The organism is Metabacillus dongyingensis (assembly GCF_019933155.2).
GTDB classification, from domain to species: domain Bacteria; phylum Bacillota; class Bacilli; order Bacillales; family Bacillaceae; genus Bacillus_P; species Bacillus_P dongyingensis.
Genome location: NZ_CP082944.1, coordinates 2,410,831 through 2,433,313 on the forward strand (window position 1 = coordinate 2,410,831; position 22,483 = coordinate 2,433,313).

Here is a 22,483-nt window from a genome sequence, read left to right on the forward strand (position 1 = left end):
ACATCACAGGTTTATGAGGATTTCCAACCATAAGAAAATAAGGTCAAAACGGTAGTTTATGTGACTTAGAAATTGAGCAATCATTTGAAACTATTTCCTCGCTAAATATACAAACTTTTAAATGAAATAAAACCCTCTAAATGATGATTTTTGGAGGGTTCTTTCATTAATTTGCCTCCGAAGTATTGAAAACTGTTTGTTAGTACCTTCTTATACTAACCTGCTCAGATAGTTGTATAAGAAAGAAGATTCACTGAATGTAGTATTGCACCCGTTGCTTTAAGAACTATTTTTTTTATTCGTTTATATTCACTTTCACTTTTAATTTCCTCAGGTCTTGGAGTGCCCTCGCATTTTAAAAGCAGCATCTGTCCATCCAAGTTTTTATTTCCCGCCGATTCGTACAGGATGTGAAATGTTAATTTCCTTTTAATCTATTTCTAATCAAGCTGACTGCAGCTTTTGCCATACTTAATTACGTCATATATAGATCGCCCATCAGATGAGTGAGTTTCTGAGTATTTAAAAGGAAGCAAAGAAAAGAAAACAAAGTAAACAGAAAAATAAACAAACTGATAATAAAAAATATGAGGTTCAAGAAAACCGGTGTGGATCATTGTATTAACAATCAAAATGGCTGTAAGGTTAAACAGAGATCCGCCTGCATATACAAATGCGTGTGTGTACCGATTATCCCACTTCAAATTTTCATATTGGCAAAATGAATCTAAAAAGTAGTATTGCTTGACTTCAAGTTTTCCTATTCTGAACATCAGTTTCCCTCTGCCCAAAATAAATACAGCTTTGCCTCCAAACATCCACACGAAAACAAAGTGTCCCAGCTGATGAATAAATGCTACGATTGGCAGCACGAAAAAGAAAGCCCAAAAAAATGTAATCATATCTTCTAACTGAAACATGCAAATGGCCCTCCTAAAAATCATTTACTACTTGAATTCCCCCAACCAGCAGAATAAAACTGAAAAAGAAGAATTGACCATTCTGCCCTAGACAGAAACAATTATTTTCCTGATTCATGCGCCTAATTCCTTACCTTTTCATAATCTGAAGGATAAAGAAAAAAGGAGTGTTTTCTAATGGACTGTTACCGGGAGCAGCTTCCAGTTCCGCATGCTCATTATTTTCAGGGAGTCACTGAGAAGAAGGAAAATCACCATCATTATTTACTCGGGTTTTCTAAACCGCTGAACGGGAATTCATATGATGGTCATTTTCATTATGTTGAAGGGTTAACTACGTTTGAAAATCAGCATTATCACCGTTTTTATGTTCAAACAGGCCCTGCTATACCAATGCTTGATGGGTCTCATTATCACTTATTCTTCGGGAAATCTTACAGGAACTATACAGAAGCAGAGCCTCCGGAGTTTGGAGGAGTGGTTTATTCTGCACAGCAAAAGCAAGTTCATCACCATTTATTTAGCGGCCGAACAAGCGGACCTATTGGTTATTGAAATTCTGCCGTTTGGCTGCACAGAAAACTGGAAATAATAAACTGGTATTCACTGATTTAAAGTGATAAGATGTTGAATAGCGGACTATTAGGAATGAAAGAGTGGTTGCAAGTTGAAGAAAGAGAAGCTGGTCGTAATAATAGGACCGACAGCTGTTGGCAAAACAAATTTGAGCATTGAGCTCGCAAAGAAGCTAAATGGAGAAATTATCAGCGGAGACAGTATGCAGGTCTACCGCGGGATGGATATAGGGACTGCAAAAGTAAAGCCTGATGAAATGGATGGAATTGTCCACCATCTCATTGATATAAAAAATCCTGAAGAAGATTTTTCTTCAGCTGAATTTCAGGAGATTGCACGTCCATTAATTACGGAAATTCATGAAAAGAAAAAACTGCCTATCATCGTCGGCGGCACGGGATTATATATACAATCTGTCATTTATGATTATCAATTCACCGAGGCTGCTTCTGACCCGGATTTTAGGAAACAGCTTGAAGCTGAGGCCTGTTCAGCGGGAAATGAAACGATTCATAGTAAGCTTGCTTTGATCGATCCTGTTTCTGCTGAGAGAATTCACCCTAATAATGTCAGGCGAGTGATCAGAGCACTTGAAATTTTTCATTGTACAGGAAAAACAATGACCGATTTTCTTGCAGAACAAGATAAGGTGCTGCTGTATGATGTTGTCATTATAGGACTTGCAATGGAGAGAGAACAGCTCTATGAGAGAATTAATTTAAGGGTAGACCTGATGATGGATCAGGGCCTCATTCAAGAAGTAAAAGGGCTTTATGACAAGGGACTGAAAGAGTGTCAATCCATACAGGCAATAGGCTATAAAGAATTATACGCCTATTTTGACGGCGCTGTTTCCCTTGAAGACGCAAAAGAGCAGCTTAAACAAAATTCCCGAAGATATGCTAAGCGCCAGCTTACCTGGTTCCGCAACAAAATGGATGTGGAATGGTTTGATATGAGCAAGCCGTTGGATATGGATTTGAGATTCAATGAAATTTTTACATATATAGCAGGAAAGCTTAATTTAAGCGCGAATACATAACACATAGAGAAAAGAGGAGGACGAAACATGAGAACAACAGTAAATATTCAAGACCAGGTTTTAAATTCCATCCGTAGAGACGGTACCTTTGTAACAGTATTCTTACTAAATGGTTTTCAATTAAGAGGGCTTGTCAAGGGGTTTGATAACTTTACGGTTCTTTTAGAAACAGAAGGAAAGCAGCAGCTTATCTATAAGCATGCGATTTCAACTTTTGCACCGCAGAAAAATGTAACACTTGAATTGGAATAGAAATATGAAAGCAGTCTTCAGCACAATGGAGGCTGCTTTTATTTTGTTTTTTAAAGGATATTCACCCGCATTGCAAAAGGAAATATGAGAAAATATTTCTCGGGAAAGCGCATAATACTACAAAACATCGCATTTATCAACAATTTTTTTAACGGTTAAAATAATTTTCATATTTTTATATAGGCATTTGTCACGATTTTGACCGCTGCAACGTATAGTAGTAAAAGAATGTGAGGTGAACATCTTTGGATCAAGCAGTCACATTTAAAAATAATGGTCAAATTAATGTGATTTTGAATGGGCAAAAAAAGACGTATCATGAGAAAATCAGCGAATCAGCATCCTATGAAATAAAAATTCCAAAAACACAGCCTCAGCATGTCATTCTTAATGAAATGGAAGCTGAATTAAACACTCTTGTAGGAATGGAAGAAATGAAACGGATGTTAAAAGAAATTTATGCATGGATTTATATCAATAAAAAGCGTGAGGAACAAGGACTTAAAGCTGGAAAGCAATCTCTTCATATGATGTTCAAAGGAAATCCGGGAACAGGAAAAACGACAGTTGCCAGGCTGATCGGCAAATTATTTTTTCAAATGAATGTGCTATCAAAAGGACACTTGATTGAAGCTGAAAGAGCAGATTTAGTCGGAGAATACATTGGACATACAGCACAAAAAACAAGAGACCTGATAAAAAAATCACTTGGCGGGATTCTTTTTATAGATGAAGCATATTCACTTGCACGCGGTGGAGAAAAGGATTTCGGCAAAGAAGCGATCGATACGCTTGTTAAGCATATGGAGGATAAGCAGCATGAATTTGTTTTAATCTTAGCGGGCTATTCAAAAGAAATGGATCATTTCCTGACTCTTAACCCTGGTCTTCATTCGAGATTTCCGCTAGTTGTGGATTTTCCTGACTATTCTGTAGAACAGCTGATGGAGATATCGAAAAGAATGATGATTGAACGGGAATACACATTCAGCAAAGAAGCGGAGTGGAAGCTTCGTGATCATTTAAATATGATTAAAACAAATATGGCTCCTGCAAAATTTTCAAATGGAAGATATGTTCGAAATGTCATTGAAAAATCGATCAGATCTCAAGCTATGAGACTTCTAACATCAGATCAATATCAGCGTGATGACCTGATGACAATAAAAAGCCAGGATCTCATCATAAAAGAATAAAGCCGCTGTGTGCGGCTTTATTAATGATGAATAGATTTGTTGGGCAGTCGCCATTTTTTTGTATAAGAGAGTACCCTGCATACTACCAGCAGTACAAAGAGTGTATAAAGGTGAATGGCAGACTCGGCAAGGTCAAAACCAATGACGATACCAGCAAGGACGGCCCATACTGCATAGATTTCAGATTTTAAGACAAGCGGTTTGCGTCCTGCTAAAAGATCACGGATGATTCCGCCGCCGCTTCCTGTTAAGACGGCTGCTACGACAACAGCACTTATAGGGTGATTCATTTCTGTAGCATATAAAGCCCCTTGTATGGCAAATGCGGATAACCCGATTGCATCCGTCAGGTTTCCCCATCTTTGCCAGTGTTTAAGTAAGTTATTCGGAAATAAGAAAACAGTCGTCATTGCAATCAATGCTATTTGAAAGAGCATACCCTGCTCCCAAAGTGCGGAAACTGGCACGCCGATCAGCAGATTTCTGATCGCACCGCCCCCGAAAGCGGTAACGATCCCTAATATATATACGCCTAAAATATCATATTCTTCTTCCATCGCAACAATTGCTCCGCTGACAGCAAACGCAATTGTTCCAATGATGCTTAATACTTCCCAAGTCATAACCTGTATCCCCTTTGCTAATGCGCTCACTAGTTGTAATCGTTTTTGATTTTATATGGCGTCATGGAGAAATGCAACCATTTTCTTTCATATACTGCTTTATATAGGAAACAATTAGTGAATTCCCGGTTTTTTTGTTATGATGATAATGCAAAATTATTGCTGAAAAGGATGATACACGTTTGAAAGAGAACATATATTCTGTAATCGAAAAAGTCATTCTGGTTGGCTGTCAGCTGCCTAAATTAGATGACGAGGCCTTTCAATATACAATGAGTGAGCTCGCTTCATTAACGAAAACGGCAAACGGTGAAGTTCTGATGCAGCTGTCTCAAAAAAGAGAAAGAATACATCCGGCTACATACATAGGAAAAGGCAAAGTGGAGGAGCTGATTGCTCTTTCAGAAGAACTTGAACCGGACTTAATTATATTTAACGATGAGCTTTCCCCAAGCCAGCAGCGTAATTTGACGGCTGCACTTGATATAAAGATAATAGACCGGACGCAATTAATTCTCGATATTTTTGCGACTCGTGCTAAGTCGAGAGAAGGCAAACTTCAAGTTGAGCTTGCGCAGCTTCAATACTTATTGCCGAGACTTAGCGGACAAGGCATAAATCTTTCCCGTCAAGGCGGCGGAATCGGAACAAGAGGACCGGGTGAAACTCAGCTAGAAACCGACAGAAGGCACATTCGAAGCAGAATTCACGAAATTAAACTTCAGCTTTCTGCCATTGTCAGCCACCGTAATCGCTACCGCGAGAGAAGGAAGAAAAATCAGGCATTCCAAATTGCTCTCGTTGGCTATACCAACGCAGGCAAATCCACACTATTTAACAGAATTACAGATGCAGGCACATTTGAAGAGGATTTGCTGTTTGCTACATTAGATCCTATGACCAGAAAGATGACCCTGCCTTCCGGGTATCAAGCCCTGCTTACAGATACGGTTGGATTTATTCAGGATTTGCCGACTACATTAGTTGCAGCATTCCGTTCTACATTAGAAGAAGTAAAAGAAGCAGACCTCATTCTTCATGTTGTTGACAGTTCAAATGATGACTTTCAAAATCATGAAAAAACAGTATACAAACTTCTTGATGAATTGAAGGTTACAGCCATCCCCGTCCTGACTGTGTACAACAAAAAAGATAAGCAGTCAATTGAGTTCGTTCCATCGCCAAAAGCTGAACATGTTTTGATCAGTGCATTCAGCGAGAGTGACATCGGTCATCTTAAACAGAAGATCCAAACTGTTTCAGTCGAGCAAATGGAGACTTACAGCATTGAAGTCCCTTCGAGTGAAGGCAGGCTCCTATCCATTATTAAGACTGAAACGATGGTCGGACATTTTGCATTTAATGAAGAAACAAATCAATACGAAATACAAGGACACTATTTGCCCGCACACTCAGTTGCGGGGCATATACAGATGTACAATAGAAAGGGCAGCAGTAATGTTTAAACAATTAAAATTTGGTGAGAAAATATCACAGCTATCTAATCAGGCAGAAGAAAAAATAGAACAGATTCATAAAAAGATCGACGAAAGAATGGAACTAAATCAATACCGTGTGCTGAAAAGCTACAGAGAACACAAAGTAAGTGATTCACATTTTATTCCTTCAACAGGTTACGGGTATGATGACCATGGGCGGGATACGCTGGAGAAAATATACGCAGATGTCTTTGGAGGCGAGGCAGGGCTGGTGCGTCCCCAGATCATTTCAGGCACGCATGCAATCTCGATAGCTTTGTTTGGAGTCCTTCGTCCTTTTGACGAGCTCCTGTACATAACCGGAAAGCCATATGATACGCTTGAAGAGATTGTTGGAATTCGGGGGAGCGGAATCGGTTCGCTCAGTGAATTTAAAATCGGTTATAATGCAGTGGATTTAAAAGAAGACGGAAGCGTTGATTTTGAAGCTGTTAGAGCTCAAATCACGGATAAGACAAAAATGATCGGCATTCAGCGTTCTAAAGGTTATGCATCAAGGCCATCCTACACAATTGCTGAAATAAAAGAAATGATCGATTTTGTAAAAGCAATTAAGAACGATGTGATCGTTTTTGTTGATAATTGCTACGGGGAATTTGTGGAGGAGCTTGAACCATGCCATGCAGGTGCGGACTTAATGGCGGGTTCTCTCATTAAAAATCCAGGAGGAGGACTTGCCAAGACAGGCGGATATTTAGTGGGTAGAACGGAATTAATAGAGGCCTGCTCATACAGAATGACATCACCGGGCATTGGAGCAGAAGCAGGAGCTTCATTATATAGTCTTCAGGAGATGTACCAGGGTTTTTTCCTTGCTCCTCATGTAGTCGCACAAGCTCTTAAAGGAGCAGTATTTACTGCGGCGATACTTGAAATGGCAGGACTCAATACAAATCCTTCGTGGGATGCTGTCCGGACTGATCTTATACAATCAGTTCAGTTTAATCAGGCGGATTTAATGGTTGCTTTTTGTCAGGCTATTCAATACGCATCACCAATTAACTCTCATGTTACGCCGTATCCAAGTTATATGCCGGGGTATGAAAATGATGTCATAATGGCTGCAGGTACATTTATACAAGGTGCAAGTATTGAACTGTCAGCTGACGGACCGCTGCGTGCGCCATTTACGGCTTATGTGCAAGGGGGATTAACCTATTCTCACGTAAAAATTGCCATATGCTCAGCTATAGATCATCTGCTTCAAAAAGAACTCATTCATTTATAATGTTATTTTTCCTAACATGGTATTGACACATTATATGACATTGAATATAATAAGAATAAGTTAAGAAAAGGAGGGAATACAATGGGTGATACAATTCGACGCACGATGCCCTTATTCCCGATCGGAATTGTCATGCAGCTGACTGAACTCTCTGCCAGACAAATTCGATATTATGAAGAAAATGGCCTGATTTTCCCTGCTAGAACTGAAGGAAACAGACGATTATTTTCATTTAATGATGTAGACACACTGCTTGAAATTAGAAGCCTTATTGAACAAGGCGTCAATATGGCAGGCATAAAGCAAATCTTTTCTAAGAAAGAAGAATTGCCGAATGATGAACAGCCTAAAAAAGTGGAAAAACCTGATCTATCTGATGCTGAATTGCGAAAATTGCTGAAAGCTGAACTTATGCAGGCGGGGCGTTTTCAAAGATCATCACTCAGACAGGGTGATATGTCGAGATTTTTTCACTAATGAATTTAGCTTCACTTAAATTAAAATAAATATATCTTTGTATTGTTAGGAGAGGATTTTTCAAAATGGCTAAGTATACGAAAGAAGATATTGTACGATTGGTGCAAGAAGAAAACGTAAAATATATCCGTTTGCAGTTTACGGACATCCTGGGAACAATTAAAAACGTTGAGATTCCAGTAAGTCAGCTTGAAAAAGCATTAGACAACAAATGTATGTTTGATGGATCTTCAATTGAAGGCTTTGTCCGCATTGAGGAGTCTGATATGTATCTTTTCCCTGATATCGATACATTCGTTATCTTCCCATGGACTTCTGAAAAAGGAAAAGTAGCACGTTTTATCTGTGATATTTACAGCCCGGATGGAACTCCATTTGACGGGGACCCTCGTAACAATTTAAGACGTATGCTGAAAGAAATGGAAGACTTAGGATTCACAGATTTCAATCTTGGACCTGAGCCGGAATTTTTCTTATTCAAACTTGATGAAAAAGGCCAACCTACTCTTGAATTAAACGACCATGGCGGCTACTTTGATTTAGCTCCAACGGATCTTGGCGAAAACTGCCGCCGCGATATCGTGCTTGAGCTTGAGGAAATGGGCTTTGAAATTGAAGCTTCCCACCATGAGGTAGCACCAGGACAGCATGAAATTGACTTCAAATATGCTGGTGCAGTTAAAGCTTGTGACGATATCCAAACGTTTAAACTTGTTGTTAAAACAATTGCACGCAAACATGGTCTGCATGCTACATTCATGCCAAAACCATTATTTGGTGTTAACGGATCTGGAATGCACATGAACTTATCACTATTCACAGACGGCGTAAATGCTTTTTATGACAAAAACAGCGACCTTGAATTAAGCGACACAGCTAAACATTTCATCGCTGGAATCATTAAGCATGCACCAAACTTTACAGCTGTTACGAACCCGACAGTTAACTCTTACAAACGTTTAGTTCCGGGCTACGAGGCACCTTGCTATGTTGCTTGGTCAGCACAAAACAGAAGTCCGTTAATTCGTATTCCAGCTTCACGCGGTCTAAGCACTCGTGTAGAAGTACGCAGCGTGGACCCTTCTGCTAATCCATACTTAGCAATGTCTGTATTGCTTGCAGCAGGCCTTGACGGAATCAAAAACAAACTTGCAGCTCCAAAACCGATTGACCGCAACATCTATGTGATGACAAAAGAAGAACGTGTAGAGAACGGCATCGTTGATCTTCCTGCTACACTTGCTCAAGCACTAGATCTATTAAAAACGGATGAAGTTATCATCAATGCCCTTGGCGAGCATTTGTTCGAGCACTTCATGGAAGCGAAAGAAATTGAATGGGATATGTTCCGTACTCAAGTTCACCCTTGGGAAAGAGAACAGTATATGTCTCAATATTAATACCTGCAAATCCCTGATGCCATTGGTGTCAGGGGTTTTTTATAATTCTTAAAATTTTATTAAAAAATAGCATTGACCACAAATCTGACCACTATTTGACTACCAAATTTTTATGAATGAAAGTAGGGAGGAGATGGGGTCGTTAATCTGGTTACGTTTAATACGTTTTACGAGCCACAGTAACCAGCTGTCGAATAATTTTTTAAAGCGCTTTGATTTAACAACCGCACAATTTGATGTGCTCATGCAAATTCATGTCTATCAACCACTCACTCAAATTGAGTTAGCTGAAAAAGTAACGGTCACGCAAGGTGGTATTTCCCGTATGCTTGCACGACTTGAAAAAGAAGGCTATATTGTGCGTAAGCAAGATTGGAAAACGAAAACGATAAGCCTAGCGATTTTAGAAGAGTCCATGCCAGCTCAACTTGCGTTTCAATCGTCATTTTTTGACGATGTATTAAACGAGGAAGAAACGAAAACATTGTACACACTGATGACACGTGTACATAAACATAGCCAAAAAAAGACTTACCACCTGAGTAATTTTTTTTACACTATAACTTGATTAATCAAGTTATAGAATAAGGAGGACCCAGAATGACTCTTAGAGCTTTCCCCTTCCGAGTTATTGTACCCCTTTCTTTACATGAAAAAGCCACACAATTGTCAGTTGACAGTTATGTGGCGAAAATAGAGCTAACTCTAGAAAAGTGCCTAAAAAGGTTTTATTATTCAAATTATATAAAAAGTATAAGATCAAATACAACTAATTGTCAACGGACCTTTTTTAGTGCCACTCTCTATGGTAAGCTGCCACGAGTAAAGATGACAGACCTACTTTTAGAGGTGACAAGTTGGACAGGGTTTGATAAGCAATTTTTCTATTTATGCGGAAATTACCGATACTGATCTTTCTTTTGTCTATTATGATTTATGCCTTATTAATGGTTATAGGAGCAGATATTTATTTTTCTTTTTGTTCAGCATAAAACTCATCAATAGCACGAATCCAATTCTTTCGGGCAAGACTTGCTGCTTTCTCTTTATTTTTATTTTCAAAGGCCTGTAATATAGCTTCATGTTCCTGTATTGAATCATTTGTAAGAATGATTGATTGATGAAAATACAGGCGAAGAACATGAGCCTGGAGATTTGAAATTGAATTCGTGATATATTGATTCTGTGCATTCTCCACAATGATATTATGAAAGTGTTCATCTTGCTTTAATGCTGAATAAAAATCGCCTTTTTTAATGGCCTCAGCAAATTTAGTATTAATTTCACGCAATGAATCAATCGATTCCTGACTTATAACCGGTGTTGCCAATTCGGCAGCTAAGGCTTGCAAGACACCTAAAGGAGGCAAAATTTTGTTAATATCCTCTTTATTAACAGATGTGACTTGAGTTCCAACCCCTGGAAACATTTCAACAAATCCTTGAACATTCAGTAATTGCAGTGCTTCCCGAATAGGAGTCCTGCTTACTCCTAACGCTTGCGCAAGATCAGCATCATTAAGCTTTTCTTTAGGCTGAAGAGTGCCATCAATGATCCATTCTTGAATTTGAGCAAATGCACGATTTTTTGCAGTAACACGAGTAGGGGATGAAAAATTGGTAGGTATGGGCATGATAAAACCACCTTTTGATTTTTCATAAGGTAAATTGAAGTACTTAAAACTCTGTCTTCATTTAATAGTAGAATATTCTAGATAGGTATATTGAAAGTGTATATGATTCTACTTTAAAATGCAATATATTACATAAAAGAACAAAAAACGCGTAATATATTGCATAAATATCTTGTATATGATATCTTTTGGTAAGCGATATATTACATACGTATAATAGAAGGAGGAATATAGCAAAATAAATTAGTACAAGCTAAATAATCTGAAAATTTTAATTAAAATGAGAATTGCGATAACATCAAATGAAATTTTTAGTATTTTTTTTGATTATAAAGATTATTTCAAATATGATTAATGCTTTTTTTTAGAAACTTAATCACCCCAGATCAATAGACTTCTAGGAGGAAATCAAATGACTAATAAAATATCATTTTCATTTATAGTTGCAGTTGGTTTTATGCTATTCGCTTTATTCTTTGGCGCAGGAAATTTAATTTTCCCTGCAATGCTTGGTCAATCAGCGGGAACGAATGTGTGGTCGGCTAATGCCGGGTTTGTCGTTACTGGCGTTGGCTTACCTTTACTTGGTGTAATTGCATTAGGAATATCTGGAAAAAGTGATTTACAATCATTAGCAAGCCGGGTACATCCTATTTTCGGTATCATCTTTACTGTTGCTCTTTATTTATCAATAGGACCTTTGTTTGCAATCCCAAGAACAGGTACTGTTTCATTTGAGATCGGGGTTAAGCCTTTTATTTCTGAAGAATACAGTGTTATTGGTTTAATAATCTTTACTATTATCTTTTTTGGAATTACAGCCTATTTTTCATTAAAGTCATCTAAGATTGTTGATATTGTTGGAAAATTCTTAACTCCATTTTTATTACTTTTTATTGCGATTCTTATCATCGCAGCATTTTTTAATCCTATCGGGCAATTTCAAGCGCCTGCTGAAAACTATATGAATAATGCCTTCTTTAAAGGATTCCAAGAGGGATATCTTACAATGGATGCCCTTGCAGCTTTTGTTTTTGGAATTATTGTTATCAATGCGGTAAAAGAAAAGGGTGCCTCTACTAAGAAGGAAATTATGATAGCTGTTACCAAAGCAGGAGTAATTGCAGCGGCACTTCTTGGAATCATTTACACATCTCTTTCCTTTATTGGGGCTTCAAGTGTAGAAGGTCTTGGACTTTTAGATAATGGGGGAGCCGTTCTTTCAGGTGCATCAAATCATTACTTCGGTTCATTTGGCGGGATTCTGCTTAGCTTAATTGTTTTTGGAGCTTGTTTAACAACTAGTATTGGACTTATCACTTCTTGTTCTTCATATTTCTCTAAAGTGATGCCAAGTATTTCTTACAATAAATTCGTGATTATTTTCTCTGTTTTTAGTGCTGGTTTAGCCAACTTCGGCTTAAATGAATTAATTGCTGTCTCTGTTCCAGTTTTAGTAGCCATTTATCCATTAGCTATCTGTTTAATGGCTTTAACATTTTTACATCCATTATTTAAGGGTAAAAAAGAGGTTTATCAAGGAAGTATGTTATTAACTCTAATTGTAGCTTTATTTGACGGATTAAACGCAGCGGGAATTACCATTGCTCCAATCAATGACCTATTAGCCACTGTCCTTCCATTGTATGAAGTAGGTTTAGGTTGGATCGTACCAGCTATTATCGGCGGGGTTTTAGGATATGTATTCGGGATGGTGATGAAAAGCAAATCCCCTTCTGCTCAAGTTGAGAAATATATCTAAATTGTAATAAAAAGGTCAGCCAGTTATATGAAACTGGCTGACCTTTTTTCGGTTTAGCTTTTGTTAAAAGGTATTCTTGTTTTGTGTTTTTACAGTAAAAGAGCGTTGTTTAATGGCATAAATTTAGTAATGATTGAACTAGTTAATGAATAGAAAATGTTGTGTTATATGCAGGAATTATGGTCGATATTATTGTGCCTGTTTTCGGATGAAAGAATTTAGTTAAAGCCCCGATCAATATAGCTCATTTATTAGAACGTTTTGCATTATTTACATTTATCCTTTTTAGAGTATCGGTCGTCAGCATCCTTTCTGTACAGGTGTGCCTAATAATAAAGTGTCTAACTTTTTGGGTTCACTTCAATTGGTGGCAGGGTTTTTTATAATTCTTAAAATTTTATTAAAAATAGCATTGACCACAAATCTGACCACTTTTTGACCACCAAATTTTTATGAATGAAAAATTTACTATATGGTAGTAAATATTGTGAGGTGATTTTATGAATCTTAAGGTCTTGAAAGAAAATGAAGATTTTATTCAGAGCGAAGTTAAAAAAAGAGATATAAAAATCACTTTTTTACTATTTAAAATCACTTTGTGATGAAATGAATTAATGATTTTGCAGAATATATAAAGTCGTTTGAAGAGTGGTCATTGATTAAAGAAGAAATGAATACCAGCTTCAGGTAAAAGATAAACAAAAACGAAAAATGAAACATATTAATAGACCGAAAAAAATAATTAAAAAAAGAAAGGAATGGCTTAATTTTACTAATAATCCCATACATACCACATAGGATACTTGTAACACCTATGAACACTTCAAATGGTGCTGCTGGATACACAGAATAATGTTCCGTTATAATTACTCTAACGGAGTTAAAGATTGTTTATTTAACTTCTATATTAGGGCGCCTTTCATTAATAAGAAGGCGTCTTAATGTATTCGGCCATCACGTGGAAAAAAATAGGGAATTTATCTTAAATTTAGAGAGTATTGTGAACTAATGTACTTAAGCTAACGTAAGCAGGTTAAATGAAGAAGGTATCAAAAGGTGACTTCATTTTAAAAAAATAATCAGCAATTTGAAAATGGTATTTATAAAAGCAAATTTTTTTCTCTGAGCTTTTATTTTGTTAATACCTACATGAAAAGGTCCAATACCGAATAAAGGAAGAGAAAAAGCTACCAAAATTATTTATGATATTTTATAGGATTACCTATGGCTTAATTGGAAATTCTAATTTTAGCGGACCATTAAATTACATTTTAATTTTAGAAAGGGGAGAAGTTGATGGATTCTCTATGGCTAGAGTATGCTTGGACATTGTTAATTCTAATCGGATTAGAAGGATTGTTATCGGCTGACAATGCTCTTGTTCTAGCAGTTATAGCCAAGCATTTACCCGAAAATGAGAAAAGAAAAGCTATAAATTATGGTATCATTATGGCCTTCGTTTTTCGATTTATTGCTCTTTTTGCCATTTCTTTTATCGCAAACGTCTGGCAGATACAGGCTATAGGAGCAGCTTATCTTCTTTACTTAGGCTTAAAGCATGTTATTCAGGCGCGTTTCGGGAAAAAGAATGAGGATGTTCATAAGGACGATGAAAAGGAAGCCGCCGGAAAAGGTTTCTGGCCGACAGTAGGGAAGATTGCGCTGGCTGACCTTGCTTTTGCAGTTGATTCGATATTAGCTGCGGTTGCTCTTGCCCTTGGTCTTCCAGATTCACCGCTCGGCGATTTCGGCGGTATGGATGGAGGGCAGTTTATTGTTGTTGTTCTCGGCGGTATCGCTGGCCTTATCTTGATTAAGTTTGCAGCAACCTGGTTTGTTCAACTTCTTGCAAAACGTCCAGCATTGGAAACAACAGCATATGCCATTGTTGCATGGGTCGGTGTCAAACTTGCTGTCATTACCCTTGCCCATGAGGATATTGGGGTCTTAGATCATGATTTTCCCCACAGTCCAGCTTGGACTCTGATTTTCTATGGAGTATTAGTCGGTATTGCCCTAATTGGTTGGTTTGCACCGGAAAAAAAGTCATTTCAGATAAATCCTAAAGGCAATAAAAAAAGAGGACAGTGAGTCACTGAATTTCTATTACACCGTATGATCTTTATAGCCATGGACATACTTATTGATGTTAGTTTTTAAGGCATTATCTTAACTTTTTAAAAAACGGAGGAATCAAAAATATGCCTACTGAAATTGATCTTATAATGAAAAATGTTTGGCAAAATACTTGTGGATCATGGCAAAACTGTACGGAAACTACAATTAAGTCATTCTTAGCACAATGCCAAGAAAATAATATAGACCCGCAATATTGTATGAGTTGGATTGAAGGACATAGATCACAAATTCCTGACTGGACTGTCGTTTCAAAAGTTTCGCTTGACTGGGTTAATCAGCATACTTCAACTGGTTCACCCATATCATTTAATGAAAAGGATCTTCATTAAAGAAAGGTCCTTTTTTAACTAACCAAATGATCTATTCTCTTTTTAAGTTTCTTTTGATCACTATGGTTCTGCGATTTGTATGCCTGATACTATAGAACAGTTGTGGATTTAAAAAAAGTTTGATAATTTATAAAAAACTCTGCTCGTTTATAAAAATGATTGATAATTTGTAATAAAGTTTGATCAAAATCCTGTATTGATTTAAACAGGGTTTTTCTTTTTTGCTTTTATTAATTTTGTAAAACTACATTCGTGTTACTCCACTAAAGGGCCAGATTGTGGAATAAGGAATAAGGGAGGGATTATATGATTTACGAAATGACTTTAAAGATAATTGTCGCATCCGGATAAATTTGCTATAATATTAATAGAATAAATTTTACTTTCTCTTTTTTAGAAGAGATGCAAATGGCATCTCGTTATCAAGCTATCAGATCAAAGGTCTTTGAACCATTTGAAGAACATTCTTCTTCAAGTGTGTCTAAGACCTTTTTGTGTTGGTCTGAAACAATAAGAAAGGAGGTTTCGAGCAAGAATAATAAGAATAATATCGCTGGAATCAGCAACAAACATAGGAGAAGATTAAATTAAATGGAAAGTTTACCTTGTAAAGGTTGCAAAGGAATGTGTTGCGGTTGCGGTCCCGTTCCAATTACAGAAGACGAGTTGAAGAAAATGATTATCAAGCCATACCTAGATGTGAGCAAAAACCATAAATACTGCAAGCACGTGCCAATTACTCCTATAACGGAGCAAAATAATCTAGCAGGGGGAGAATCTCATGACAGGTTTCAAGAACATAACCATAATAAAAGCAGGCTTAAATGAATTAGATCTAGTGGCCGGACTTTTTGACCAACACCGTGTTTTTTGCAAGCAAGCATCGGCTTTTCTAGAAGGGCGAGCCTACCTTAAAGAAAGAATAGAGCGAAAGGAATCCGTTATCTTCTTAGCGGTTGATCAAAAAAGTTGTGGTGATGTCAAACCTCTTGGATTTGTTCAGCTCTACCCAACCTTTTCAACACTTTCCATGAAGAGGGTTTGGATATTAAATGACTTATTTGTTGATCCAACTGCAAGAAGAAATGGCATAGCTAAACAATTAATGTTGAAGGCGAAAGCATTCGTGATAGACACTGGTGCAAAAGGACTAAGAGTTGAAACAGCTACTGATAACAAAAAAGCCCAACACTTATATGAATCGTTAGGTTACCAAAAAGATGTTCGTGGCTTTCATTACCATTATTATTTTTAGACTAAAATCCAACTCTTTTGTAAAAGCATTGAGAAAGTGAGCGGGCTTTACGTTTGCAACCATCCAATAGAATACAACTTTATTTTCAAACCACAGAATATCATTATTATATTCTCGATTTTGAAAGAATATTGATGTTAACCGACCCGGCTTCAAGCCAGCTATTTGTGTTTCATAATGCCATTTAATTTGAATGAATAAGTGTCAATTAAAAATGAAAGTCATAATAATGGGTAACTGGTTTTCCATAAAAGGGCGCTTATCTGGAATAAGGTAAGTGTCCTTTTTAATGGAATAAAAGATTGAGTTAATCACCTAATTTTTAAATAATGTATTTAGCTATCGGGGGCGATTGCTGAATATAGTGACCATCCCTTTAGTTAAGAATTGGGCAGGATTTCTTGAATAGGATAAGGAGCAAAAACCATTTGAAAATTAAAAAGGAGAAAACAAAATGAGAAAGTTGGCAGTCTTCGTATTAAGTGGTTTATTGTTAGCAGGTTGCGGGAGTTCAAGCATAAGCGGAAATGATTATGAATCAAGGATTACCGAATTAGAAGAAATGAATGCTGAACTGATAACACAGATTGAAGAATTACAATCAGAATTAGAGAGTACAACAACTAGAGTTGATGATGTAGAATATGAATTGAGTGACATTGATTCAAGTATTACCGATTTAGATTCACGGCTAAGTGATTTAGAATTTGAGATGTCATATTAAAGACAACAATTCATAGATCTTCAATTAAAGGGGGCTTTAATGGAAGTCTTCTTACTATATTCTGAATAAAATTGATATTCAGCAATCGGGCGGGATTCTTTAATAGGGATCGTCTTTTTTATTGAACAAACGGGGGAGTTTAATAACTGCATTGTTACAAAGGTACAAATAAAAACATAAGAAAAACCCGGTTCTTGTGGAACGGGTTTTTTAAGTTGGATAATATAAGATCATACTTAATCGAGTTAATGTTTCCCCTGAATTATGATAGGCATGAGGTCTGTCAGCCTTGAATCTGATAAAATCACCATTTCTTACGGTGTATTCATTGTTATTTACACGTACAGTTAGTTCCCCTTCAAAAACAGTTATGAACTCTTCAGTTCCTTCTCTGTGCGAATCAGCAATTAGGAAACCACCTCTTTCTATCTCGACTGAATAAACTTCAAAGCGTTTATCATCTTCAAAGGGAAAGTAGGGATAGACTCGATATTTTCCGTTGTCTTCAGATAATGTTTGAATTTCACTTCTTAAAACAACTTTTGTATCTGGCTGCGGACTATTTATTAGTGAAGTAAAAGAAACTTTTAATCCATTGGCTATTTTCCAAATAGTTGTAATCGTAGGGCTCGATTCCCCCCTTTCAATTTGACCTATCATCGTTTTACTTACTCCAGTTAATTCTGCAACCTTTTCAAGACTTAATTTCTTACTTTCTCTAAAGGCTTTTAAATTTTTTGCAATGATAAGATTTATTTCCTCCATAAATACACTCCTCGTTTACAATATAACGTCCGTATTGTACAATAAAAAGTAAATCGTTATAATGTCCATTTTAGTCATTATAACATACATCACAGAGGGGGAGCCAATATGCCTTTATTATCGTTTTTGCTATATGTTTTTGTTACAAGTTTTACACCAGGTCCCAATAATATTATGGCAATGTTATTTGCTAACAAATACGGGTTAAAAAAGACAATCAGATTTTGTTTAGGAGTTGGTGCAGGATTCTTTGTAATAATGTTATTGTGTAGCTATTTTAATCTTTTGCTTGAAAATTTCATTCCACAAATTGAATTTATAATGACTACCCTAGGTGCAATCTATATGTTGTATCTGGCCATGAAAATTATTACCGGTAAAAATAATGCTAAAGACAATGATGGGGACAAGAATAACAGTTTTTTAACAGGTATGCTTTTACAATTCATAAATCCGAAAGGTATTTTATATGGCATAACTGCAATTTCAACCTTCATCCTTCCATATCACAGTTCAAATTTCAGCTTACTATTTTATTCATTATTTCTAGCTTTTGTTGGTTTTATGAGTACTTTCTGTTGGAGTGTGTTTGGTTCAATTTTTCAAACGTTTTTATCAAAGTATAGAAGTCAGTTTAATGTAATTATGGCTTTGTTATTAGTGTATAGTGCAATTTCGATTCTTGTAGAATAAAACAGGTTTCTTGTTAACGGAGGCTATAGTTTAATAAGCACAAGCCGGCTTCAACAGCCTTAAATAGTATTATTTATCTCAACAATCGAGCGCAATTCACAAATAGTGGATCGTGTCCTTTATTCCACAATCGGGGGCGATTGCAGCATAGAGTGTTTGCCCTTTGACTATTAGCTAATAGGATAGTTTAGTTTAGGAAGCAACTATCCTAAGAAGATAAATGAGGTGTTTTACATAGAAAAATTACCAGTTAAGACTATTAAGAAGATTGAAGAGGACATTAAGAAAAATGATTTAGGCAAAGCAAGGGATAGACTACACGGGTTAATTTCAACTTACCCAAATGAGTTAGAGCTCCGCAGAAAGTTGGGGGACATCTATTTCACATTAAAATATCCATCAATGGCAGGTCGCTACTGGTATTTAGAAAAGAATAAAACACCGGAAATGATCCAAGCTTGTATTCAATTTGAAAAAACTATGGGAAATGATCCTTTCCTTATAGCAAGAGCTTTAAAATTTAAAGGTGACAATGAAATTTTAAAAAACCTGGAATTAGATCAGGTAATTTCACCTGTACAAGATAAAGTGAAAGAAAAACTGCAGGAAGAACCTGACGATTCATTGTATGATAAATTATTTGTTATTGGTTGCTTTTCGATAATAATATTAACAATTCTCTTTGCAATAATAGGAGTATACTCACTCTTTAATTGGCTTTGATCCAGCAAAAATGGAAAGCTAATCAAAAACTACTAATGTTTTAATGTAAATCAAATGTTATTCAACAATCGGGGGCGATTGCAGCAAAGTGTAATCGCCATTTGGTAACTTTTAAAATGTTTTTTATGTTTGATGGTATAATCTATTTTAAATAAGATCTGCTTTTAATCGGAGGTATATATTGTTTTAAACGAAGATTTGGAATTCATATTGAGTAAATTTGAGGAACTTGAAAGTAACGATGTGGAAATAGATGATATTGAAGGCGAGACCATATCAATTCAATAAAGTATAAAAGATATATAATGTTTAAATACAATATCAATAATTTTTTGACCCCAAAATTGACCACTTTTTGACCACCAAAGTATCAACTTTAATATAATTAATAACTCACTAATTTTTCAAAAGTATTGATATAATAAGGTTTTATTACCTAATTAAACTTAAAAAACACAAAGTATATGTTCAGAACTCAAGTTCACCCTTGGGAAAGAGAACAGTATATGTATCAATATTAATTACACAAAAACCCTTCAGCAGATGTTGAGGGGTTTTTGTGTAATTAATATAGAAAAAAGCATCGGCTTTACTCAGTCAAGGTTTTCAGATTTTCCCTTATCAAAATAGTCTTTAAGCAGTCTTATGATTGCAATCCCGGCAAGTACACTCCCTACAGCAATACCTGATAAAGCTACAACGAGCGAAATATATTCAAAAACAGAATAACCGGCAAGCTTGCTCCACTCAATTTTCCCCCGCCAGTCTTCAATCACCAGATTCATTCCGTAAATCCCGGAAATAACAGTATAAGTCGTTAAGATCAGCAATAGAGAATTATGACGTTTACTTGCAAATTTTTCCTGATTTTGATAAAGACTGTCCATCGTGTTTATTACCTCTTTGTAAAGAGTTTCAATTTTAAAGCGATCTTTCATCAAAACAGAAAGCTCTTGTCCCTCAGTCCGGCTGCTGATTTCAGAAAAAATATATTTGGCGGTAAAATTGGCAATCGATCTGATCAGTTTGTCCATTTTATCTTGTTTTTGGTCAATATAGAGCTGTGAATAACTGTATGAAAGCTTTAAAAGGACAATTTTATAAAATAAGTGCAGAATCATATTGTAATATAGCTGGCCATACATTTCTTCAGCAATGAGTTTTTCATTTTTGCTGTCTCTGCTGATGCATGTAAATGTATGGTCGCTGATAATATGAAAACTATCCGGGGACCACCTGTCATAAACATGATCATTTACGTATTTTTCGATGTACTTTTGATTGGTTGCAGAGATGTATGGCTGTTTTTTTTCTTTATATCCATTCATATGTCCGATTCTGAATAAATCGTTATTTGTTATTTGATTATCAGGAGCAGCCATTAAAAAACTGGATACGAACATTCTTTCATCAATAAAATAAGGAAGGCTGCCCAGATAAGTTGATTGATCATTCTCGCTTTTTTCTATGAAGGGGACGATGAATGGACAAAGGTCCTGGAAGATAAAATCCTGAGTCTTGTCAAAACGTTTTTCACCACAATAGAGAACAGTACCTTTTTCTTCTGTAATTGAGGGCTCGAGAACGCGAAAATGATCCATAAAATCCAGTGCATCACTTAAAGAGAAATCTTCATTGTTATTGTAAGGGTCTGTTCGAATCGTTACCATTCCGATAGAGAAAGGACAAAGGTAGATATCAATTGAATGAACCTTCAAAGAAAATGAATTGTGTGCAGTATCAAGTCTGCATTTCAAATTTAAAGGCTTTGAGTAACGGTTTATCGCTTTTTCTTTATATTTGTCAGGGAATAAGATTTGTTCTATGTACGGCATAAAATAATGATTCAAACGTTTATGCGGGATATCAATGCTCTCCCCGTAATATTTATTTTGCTGTTTAACATTCTCAATTGAAAAAAATTCAAACCCGTTGGCTAACAGCTCCTCAATTAACTCCTTAGTGCAGTCCTGAGCCCATGAAAAGGGAAAAATGAATTGGCAATTCGTTCGCAGTATGGTTATTTCATCATGAATAATATTGGAATTCATAGGTTACCTCTTCTAAATTTTATCAATTATTATATATTCCCCTTGTTAAAGAGCATAAAACGCCAAAATAAAAATCTTTGCTGAGCAGCAAAGATTTTTAATGAATATTCCGGTAAACCCCAATGACTTTCCCTAAAATTGAAACATTTCGCAGAATAATAGGATCCATGGTTGAATTTTCAGGCTGAAGGCGAATGAAGTCTTTTTCTTTAAAGAAACGTTTTACTGTTGCTTCATCATCTTCTGTCATGGCAACTACGATATCTCCGTTATTTGCTGTTTTTTGCTGTTTAACAATTACCATATCCCCGTCCAGAATTCCAGCTTCTATCATACTGTCTCCCATAATCTCGAGCATGAATACTTGATCATCTGCTGCTGCAAACGTATCAGGAAGCGGAAAATATTCCTCAACATTTTCGATGGCTGTTATAGGGGAACCCGCTGTAACCTTACCGATAATCGGAACATTTATAACATTTGATCTTGGAATATGTGAAGTCTCTTCTTCTAAAATTTCAATGGCTCTGGGCTTAGTTGGATCGCGTCTGATTAGTCCCTTGCTCTCTAGCCTGGCCAGGTGGCCGTGGACAGTTGAACTAGAAGCAAGGCCGACAGCTTCGCCAATTTCGCGAACAGAAGGCGGATAACCTTTTTTCTGAACTTCTAATTTGATGAAGTTTAAGATATCCTGCTGTCTTTTTGATAATTTTGTCATCTTATGCACCTCGCGTCCTGTAATTTATGTTGATTATAGCATGTTTTTCCTGTGCATACAAACATAAGTTCGAAAAAATCCGTTGACAGAAACGTTTGTTCGCATTATACTAAAAATATCAAAAGTGCGAACAAACATTCTATTTCGAGGTGGGGATTATGTTGAAAGAATCTTTTTCTTATTTACTCTCATTTTTTATCGTCGTTATTGTTGCTGTCTTTGCTTTATCTTATACTGGTGAAAAAGACAGAATGGATCACTACGTAAATATAGAAGTTACTGAAGGGGACAGCATCTGGAGTATTGCTGACAAATTTAAAGAACATCATAATCTTTCTAAGTCAGATTTTGTCGAGTGGGTACAGGAAAAAAACGGTATGGAGACTGCAGTAATTAAACCTGGTGAACAAGTCTTTATACCCATTGAGAAGACAGCCTTTTATGAGGTCAATCAAATAGCAAGCAAGAAATAGGGAAG

General features: G+C 36.3%; 23 protein-coding genes. 17 read left to right on the forward strand and 6 right to left on the reverse strand.

What is annotated here, in order from left to right; genetic code table 11:
- Positions 1 to 440: 440 nt before the first annotated feature.
- Positions 441 to 920 (reverse strand): RIP metalloprotease, encoded by a 480-nt coding sequence (locus K8L98_RS11965; protein WP_223442754.1) that lies wholly within the window; start codon positions 918 to 920, stop codon positions 441 to 443.
- A 177-nt stretch (positions 921 to 1,097) separates the two neighbouring features.
- Between K8L98_RS11965 and K8L98_RS11970 the strand changes: the two genes are divergently transcribed.
- From K8L98_RS11970 to spoVK, 4 genes are all read left to right on the forward strand, one after another.
- Entirely contained in the window at positions 1,098 to 1,475 is a 378-nt protein-coding gene (locus tag K8L98_RS11970) for a YmaF family protein (protein WP_223442757.1), read from the forward strand.
- 112 nt (positions 1,476 to 1,587) lie between these two features.
- On the forward strand, positions 1,588 to 2,538 hold the full coding sequence (gene miaA / locus K8L98_RS11975) for a tRNA (adenosine(37)-N6)-dimethylallyltransferase MiaA (RefSeq protein WP_223442760.1): 951 nt from the start codon (positions 1,588 to 1,590) through the stop codon (positions 2,536 to 2,538).
- Between the two features lie 27 nt (positions 2,539 to 2,565).
- Positions 2,566 to 2,790 (forward strand): RNA chaperone Hfq, encoded by a 225-nt coding sequence (hfq, locus tag K8L98_RS11980; RefSeq protein WP_223442761.1) that lies wholly within the window; start codon positions 2,566 to 2,568, stop codon positions 2,788 to 2,790.
- 245 nt (positions 2,791 to 3,035) lie between these two features.
- Positions 3,036 to 3,986: a stage V sporulation protein K gene (gene spoVK / locus K8L98_RS11985; protein WP_223442762.1), complete on the forward strand. Its 951-nt coding sequence runs from the start codon at positions 3,036 to 3,038 to the stop codon at positions 3,984 to 3,986.
- A gap of 20 nt (positions 3,987 to 4,006) precedes the next feature.
- Here the strand turns inward: spoVK and K8L98_RS11990 are convergent, their stop codons facing one another.
- Complete coding sequence (locus tag K8L98_RS11990; RefSeq protein ID WP_223442763.1) at positions 4,007 to 4,609, reverse strand: trimeric intracellular cation channel family protein; 603 nt, start codon at positions 4,607 to 4,609, stop codon at positions 4,007 to 4,009.
- A 182-nt stretch (positions 4,610 to 4,791) separates the two neighbouring features.
- Between K8L98_RS11990 and hflX the strand changes: the two genes are divergently transcribed.
- The 5 genes from hflX to K8L98_RS12015 all read left to right on the forward strand — a co-directional run bounded on the left by hflX (position 4,792) and on the right by K8L98_RS12015 (position 9,781).
- Positions 4,792 to 6,075, forward strand: a complete 1,284-nt coding sequence (gene hflX / locus K8L98_RS11995) for a GTPase HflX (RefSeq protein WP_223442764.1) — start codon at positions 4,792 to 4,794, stop codon at positions 6,073 to 6,075.
- The gene (locus K8L98_RS12000) at positions 6,068 to 7,336 is read left to right on the forward strand and encodes a methionine gamma-lyase family protein (protein ID WP_223442765.1); all 1,269 of its coding nucleotides are present in this window, start codon (positions 6,068 to 6,070) and stop codon (positions 7,334 to 7,336) included. Before hflX ends, K8L98_RS12000 begins: the two co-directional genes overlap by 8 nt.
- An 81-nt stretch (positions 7,337 to 7,417) precedes the next feature.
- Positions 7,418 to 7,813 (forward strand): MerR family transcriptional regulator, encoded by a 396-nt coding sequence (locus K8L98_RS12005; RefSeq protein ID WP_223442766.1) that lies wholly within the window; start codon positions 7,418 to 7,420, stop codon positions 7,811 to 7,813.
- A 65-nt stretch (positions 7,814 to 7,878) separates the two neighbouring features.
- Entirely contained in the window at positions 7,879 to 9,213 is a 1,335-nt protein-coding gene (gene glnA, locus K8L98_RS12010) for a type I glutamate--ammonia ligase (protein WP_223442769.1), read from the forward strand.
- A gap of 133 nt (positions 9,214 to 9,346) precedes the next feature.
- Complete coding sequence (locus tag K8L98_RS12015; RefSeq protein WP_223442771.1) at positions 9,347 to 9,781, forward strand: MarR family winged helix-turn-helix transcriptional regulator; 435 nt, start codon at positions 9,347 to 9,349, stop codon at positions 9,779 to 9,781.
- Between the two features lie 399 nt (positions 9,782 to 10,180).
- On the opposite strand, the gene K8L98_RS12020 is transcribed toward K8L98_RS12015, so the two are convergent.
- On the reverse strand, positions 10,181 to 10,846 hold the full coding sequence (locus K8L98_RS12020) for a GntR family transcriptional regulator (protein ID WP_223442773.1): 666 nt from the start codon (positions 10,844 to 10,846) through the stop codon (positions 10,181 to 10,183).
- A gap of 412 nt (positions 10,847 to 11,258) precedes the next feature.
- Here K8L98_RS12020 and brnQ point away from each other — a divergent pair, with 412 nt between their 5' ends.
- From brnQ to K8L98_RS12050, 5 genes are all read left to right on the forward strand, one after another.
- Positions 11,259 to 12,608 (forward strand): branched-chain amino acid transport system II carrier protein, encoded by a 1,350-nt coding sequence (gene brnQ / locus K8L98_RS12025; protein ID WP_223442775.1) that lies wholly within the window; start codon positions 11,259 to 11,261, stop codon positions 12,606 to 12,608.
- Positions 12,609 to 13,904: 1,296 nt separating this feature from the next.
- The gene (locus tag K8L98_RS12035; protein WP_223442777.1) at positions 13,905 to 14,699 is read left to right on the forward strand and encodes a TerC family protein; all 795 of its coding nucleotides are present in this window, start codon (positions 13,905 to 13,907) and stop codon (positions 14,697 to 14,699) included.
- A gap of 110 nt (positions 14,700 to 14,809) precedes the next feature.
- A complete protein-coding gene (locus K8L98_RS12040; RefSeq protein WP_223442779.1) occupies positions 14,810 to 15,076 on the forward strand; it encodes a hypothetical protein in 267 nt (88 codons plus the stop codon).
- Between the two features lie 781 nt (positions 15,077 to 15,857).
- Positions 15,858 to 16,331, forward strand: coding sequence for a GNAT family N-acetyltransferase (locus tag K8L98_RS12045; RefSeq protein ID WP_223442781.1), 474 nt, complete (start codon positions 15,858 to 15,860; stop codon positions 16,329 to 16,331).
- Between the two features lie 454 nt (positions 16,332 to 16,785).
- Positions 16,786 to 17,055 (forward strand): hypothetical protein, encoded by a 270-nt coding sequence (locus tag K8L98_RS12050; protein WP_223442784.1) that lies wholly within the window; start codon positions 16,786 to 16,788, stop codon positions 17,053 to 17,055.
- Positions 17,056 to 17,265: 210 nt separating this feature from the next.
- Here the strand turns inward: K8L98_RS12050 and K8L98_RS12055 are convergent, their stop codons facing one another.
- Entirely contained in the window at positions 17,266 to 17,820 is a 555-nt protein-coding gene (locus K8L98_RS12055) for a helix-turn-helix domain-containing protein (RefSeq protein WP_223442787.1), read from the reverse strand.
- 108 nt (positions 17,821 to 17,928) lie between these two features.
- Here K8L98_RS12055 and K8L98_RS12060 point away from each other — a divergent pair, with 108 nt between their 5' ends.
- Both K8L98_RS12060 and K8L98_RS12065 read left to right on the forward strand, forming a co-directional pair.
- The gene (locus K8L98_RS12060; protein WP_223442790.1) at positions 17,929 to 18,513 is read left to right on the forward strand and encodes a LysE family transporter; all 585 of its coding nucleotides are present in this window, start codon (positions 17,929 to 17,931) and stop codon (positions 18,511 to 18,513) included.
- Positions 18,514 to 18,747: 234 nt separating this feature from the next.
- Complete coding sequence (locus K8L98_RS12065; protein ID WP_223443363.1) at positions 18,748 to 19,236, forward strand: DUF6584 family protein; 489 nt, start codon at positions 18,748 to 18,750, stop codon at positions 19,234 to 19,236.
- Between the two features lie 593 nt (positions 19,237 to 19,829).
- On the opposite strand, the gene K8L98_RS12070 is transcribed toward K8L98_RS12065, so the two are convergent.
- Together K8L98_RS12070 and lexA are read right to left on the reverse strand one after the other, a co-directional pair.
- A complete protein-coding gene (locus K8L98_RS12070; protein WP_223442793.1) occupies positions 19,830 to 21,287 on the reverse strand; it encodes a magnesium transporter CorA family protein in 1,458 nt (485 codons plus the stop codon).
- 97 nt (positions 21,288 to 21,384) lie between these two features.
- Positions 21,385 to 22,005 (reverse strand): transcriptional repressor LexA, encoded by a 621-nt coding sequence (lexA, locus tag K8L98_RS12075; protein ID WP_223442797.1) that lies wholly within the window; start codon positions 22,003 to 22,005, stop codon positions 21,385 to 21,387.
- Between the two features lie 158 nt (positions 22,006 to 22,163).
- Here lexA and yneA point away from each other — a divergent pair, with 158 nt between their 5' ends.
- Complete coding sequence (gene yneA / locus K8L98_RS12080) at positions 22,164 to 22,478, forward strand: cell division suppressor protein YneA (protein ID WP_223442802.1); 315 nt, start codon at positions 22,164 to 22,166, stop codon at positions 22,476 to 22,478.
- Positions 22,479 to 22,483 lie beyond the last annotated feature (5 nt).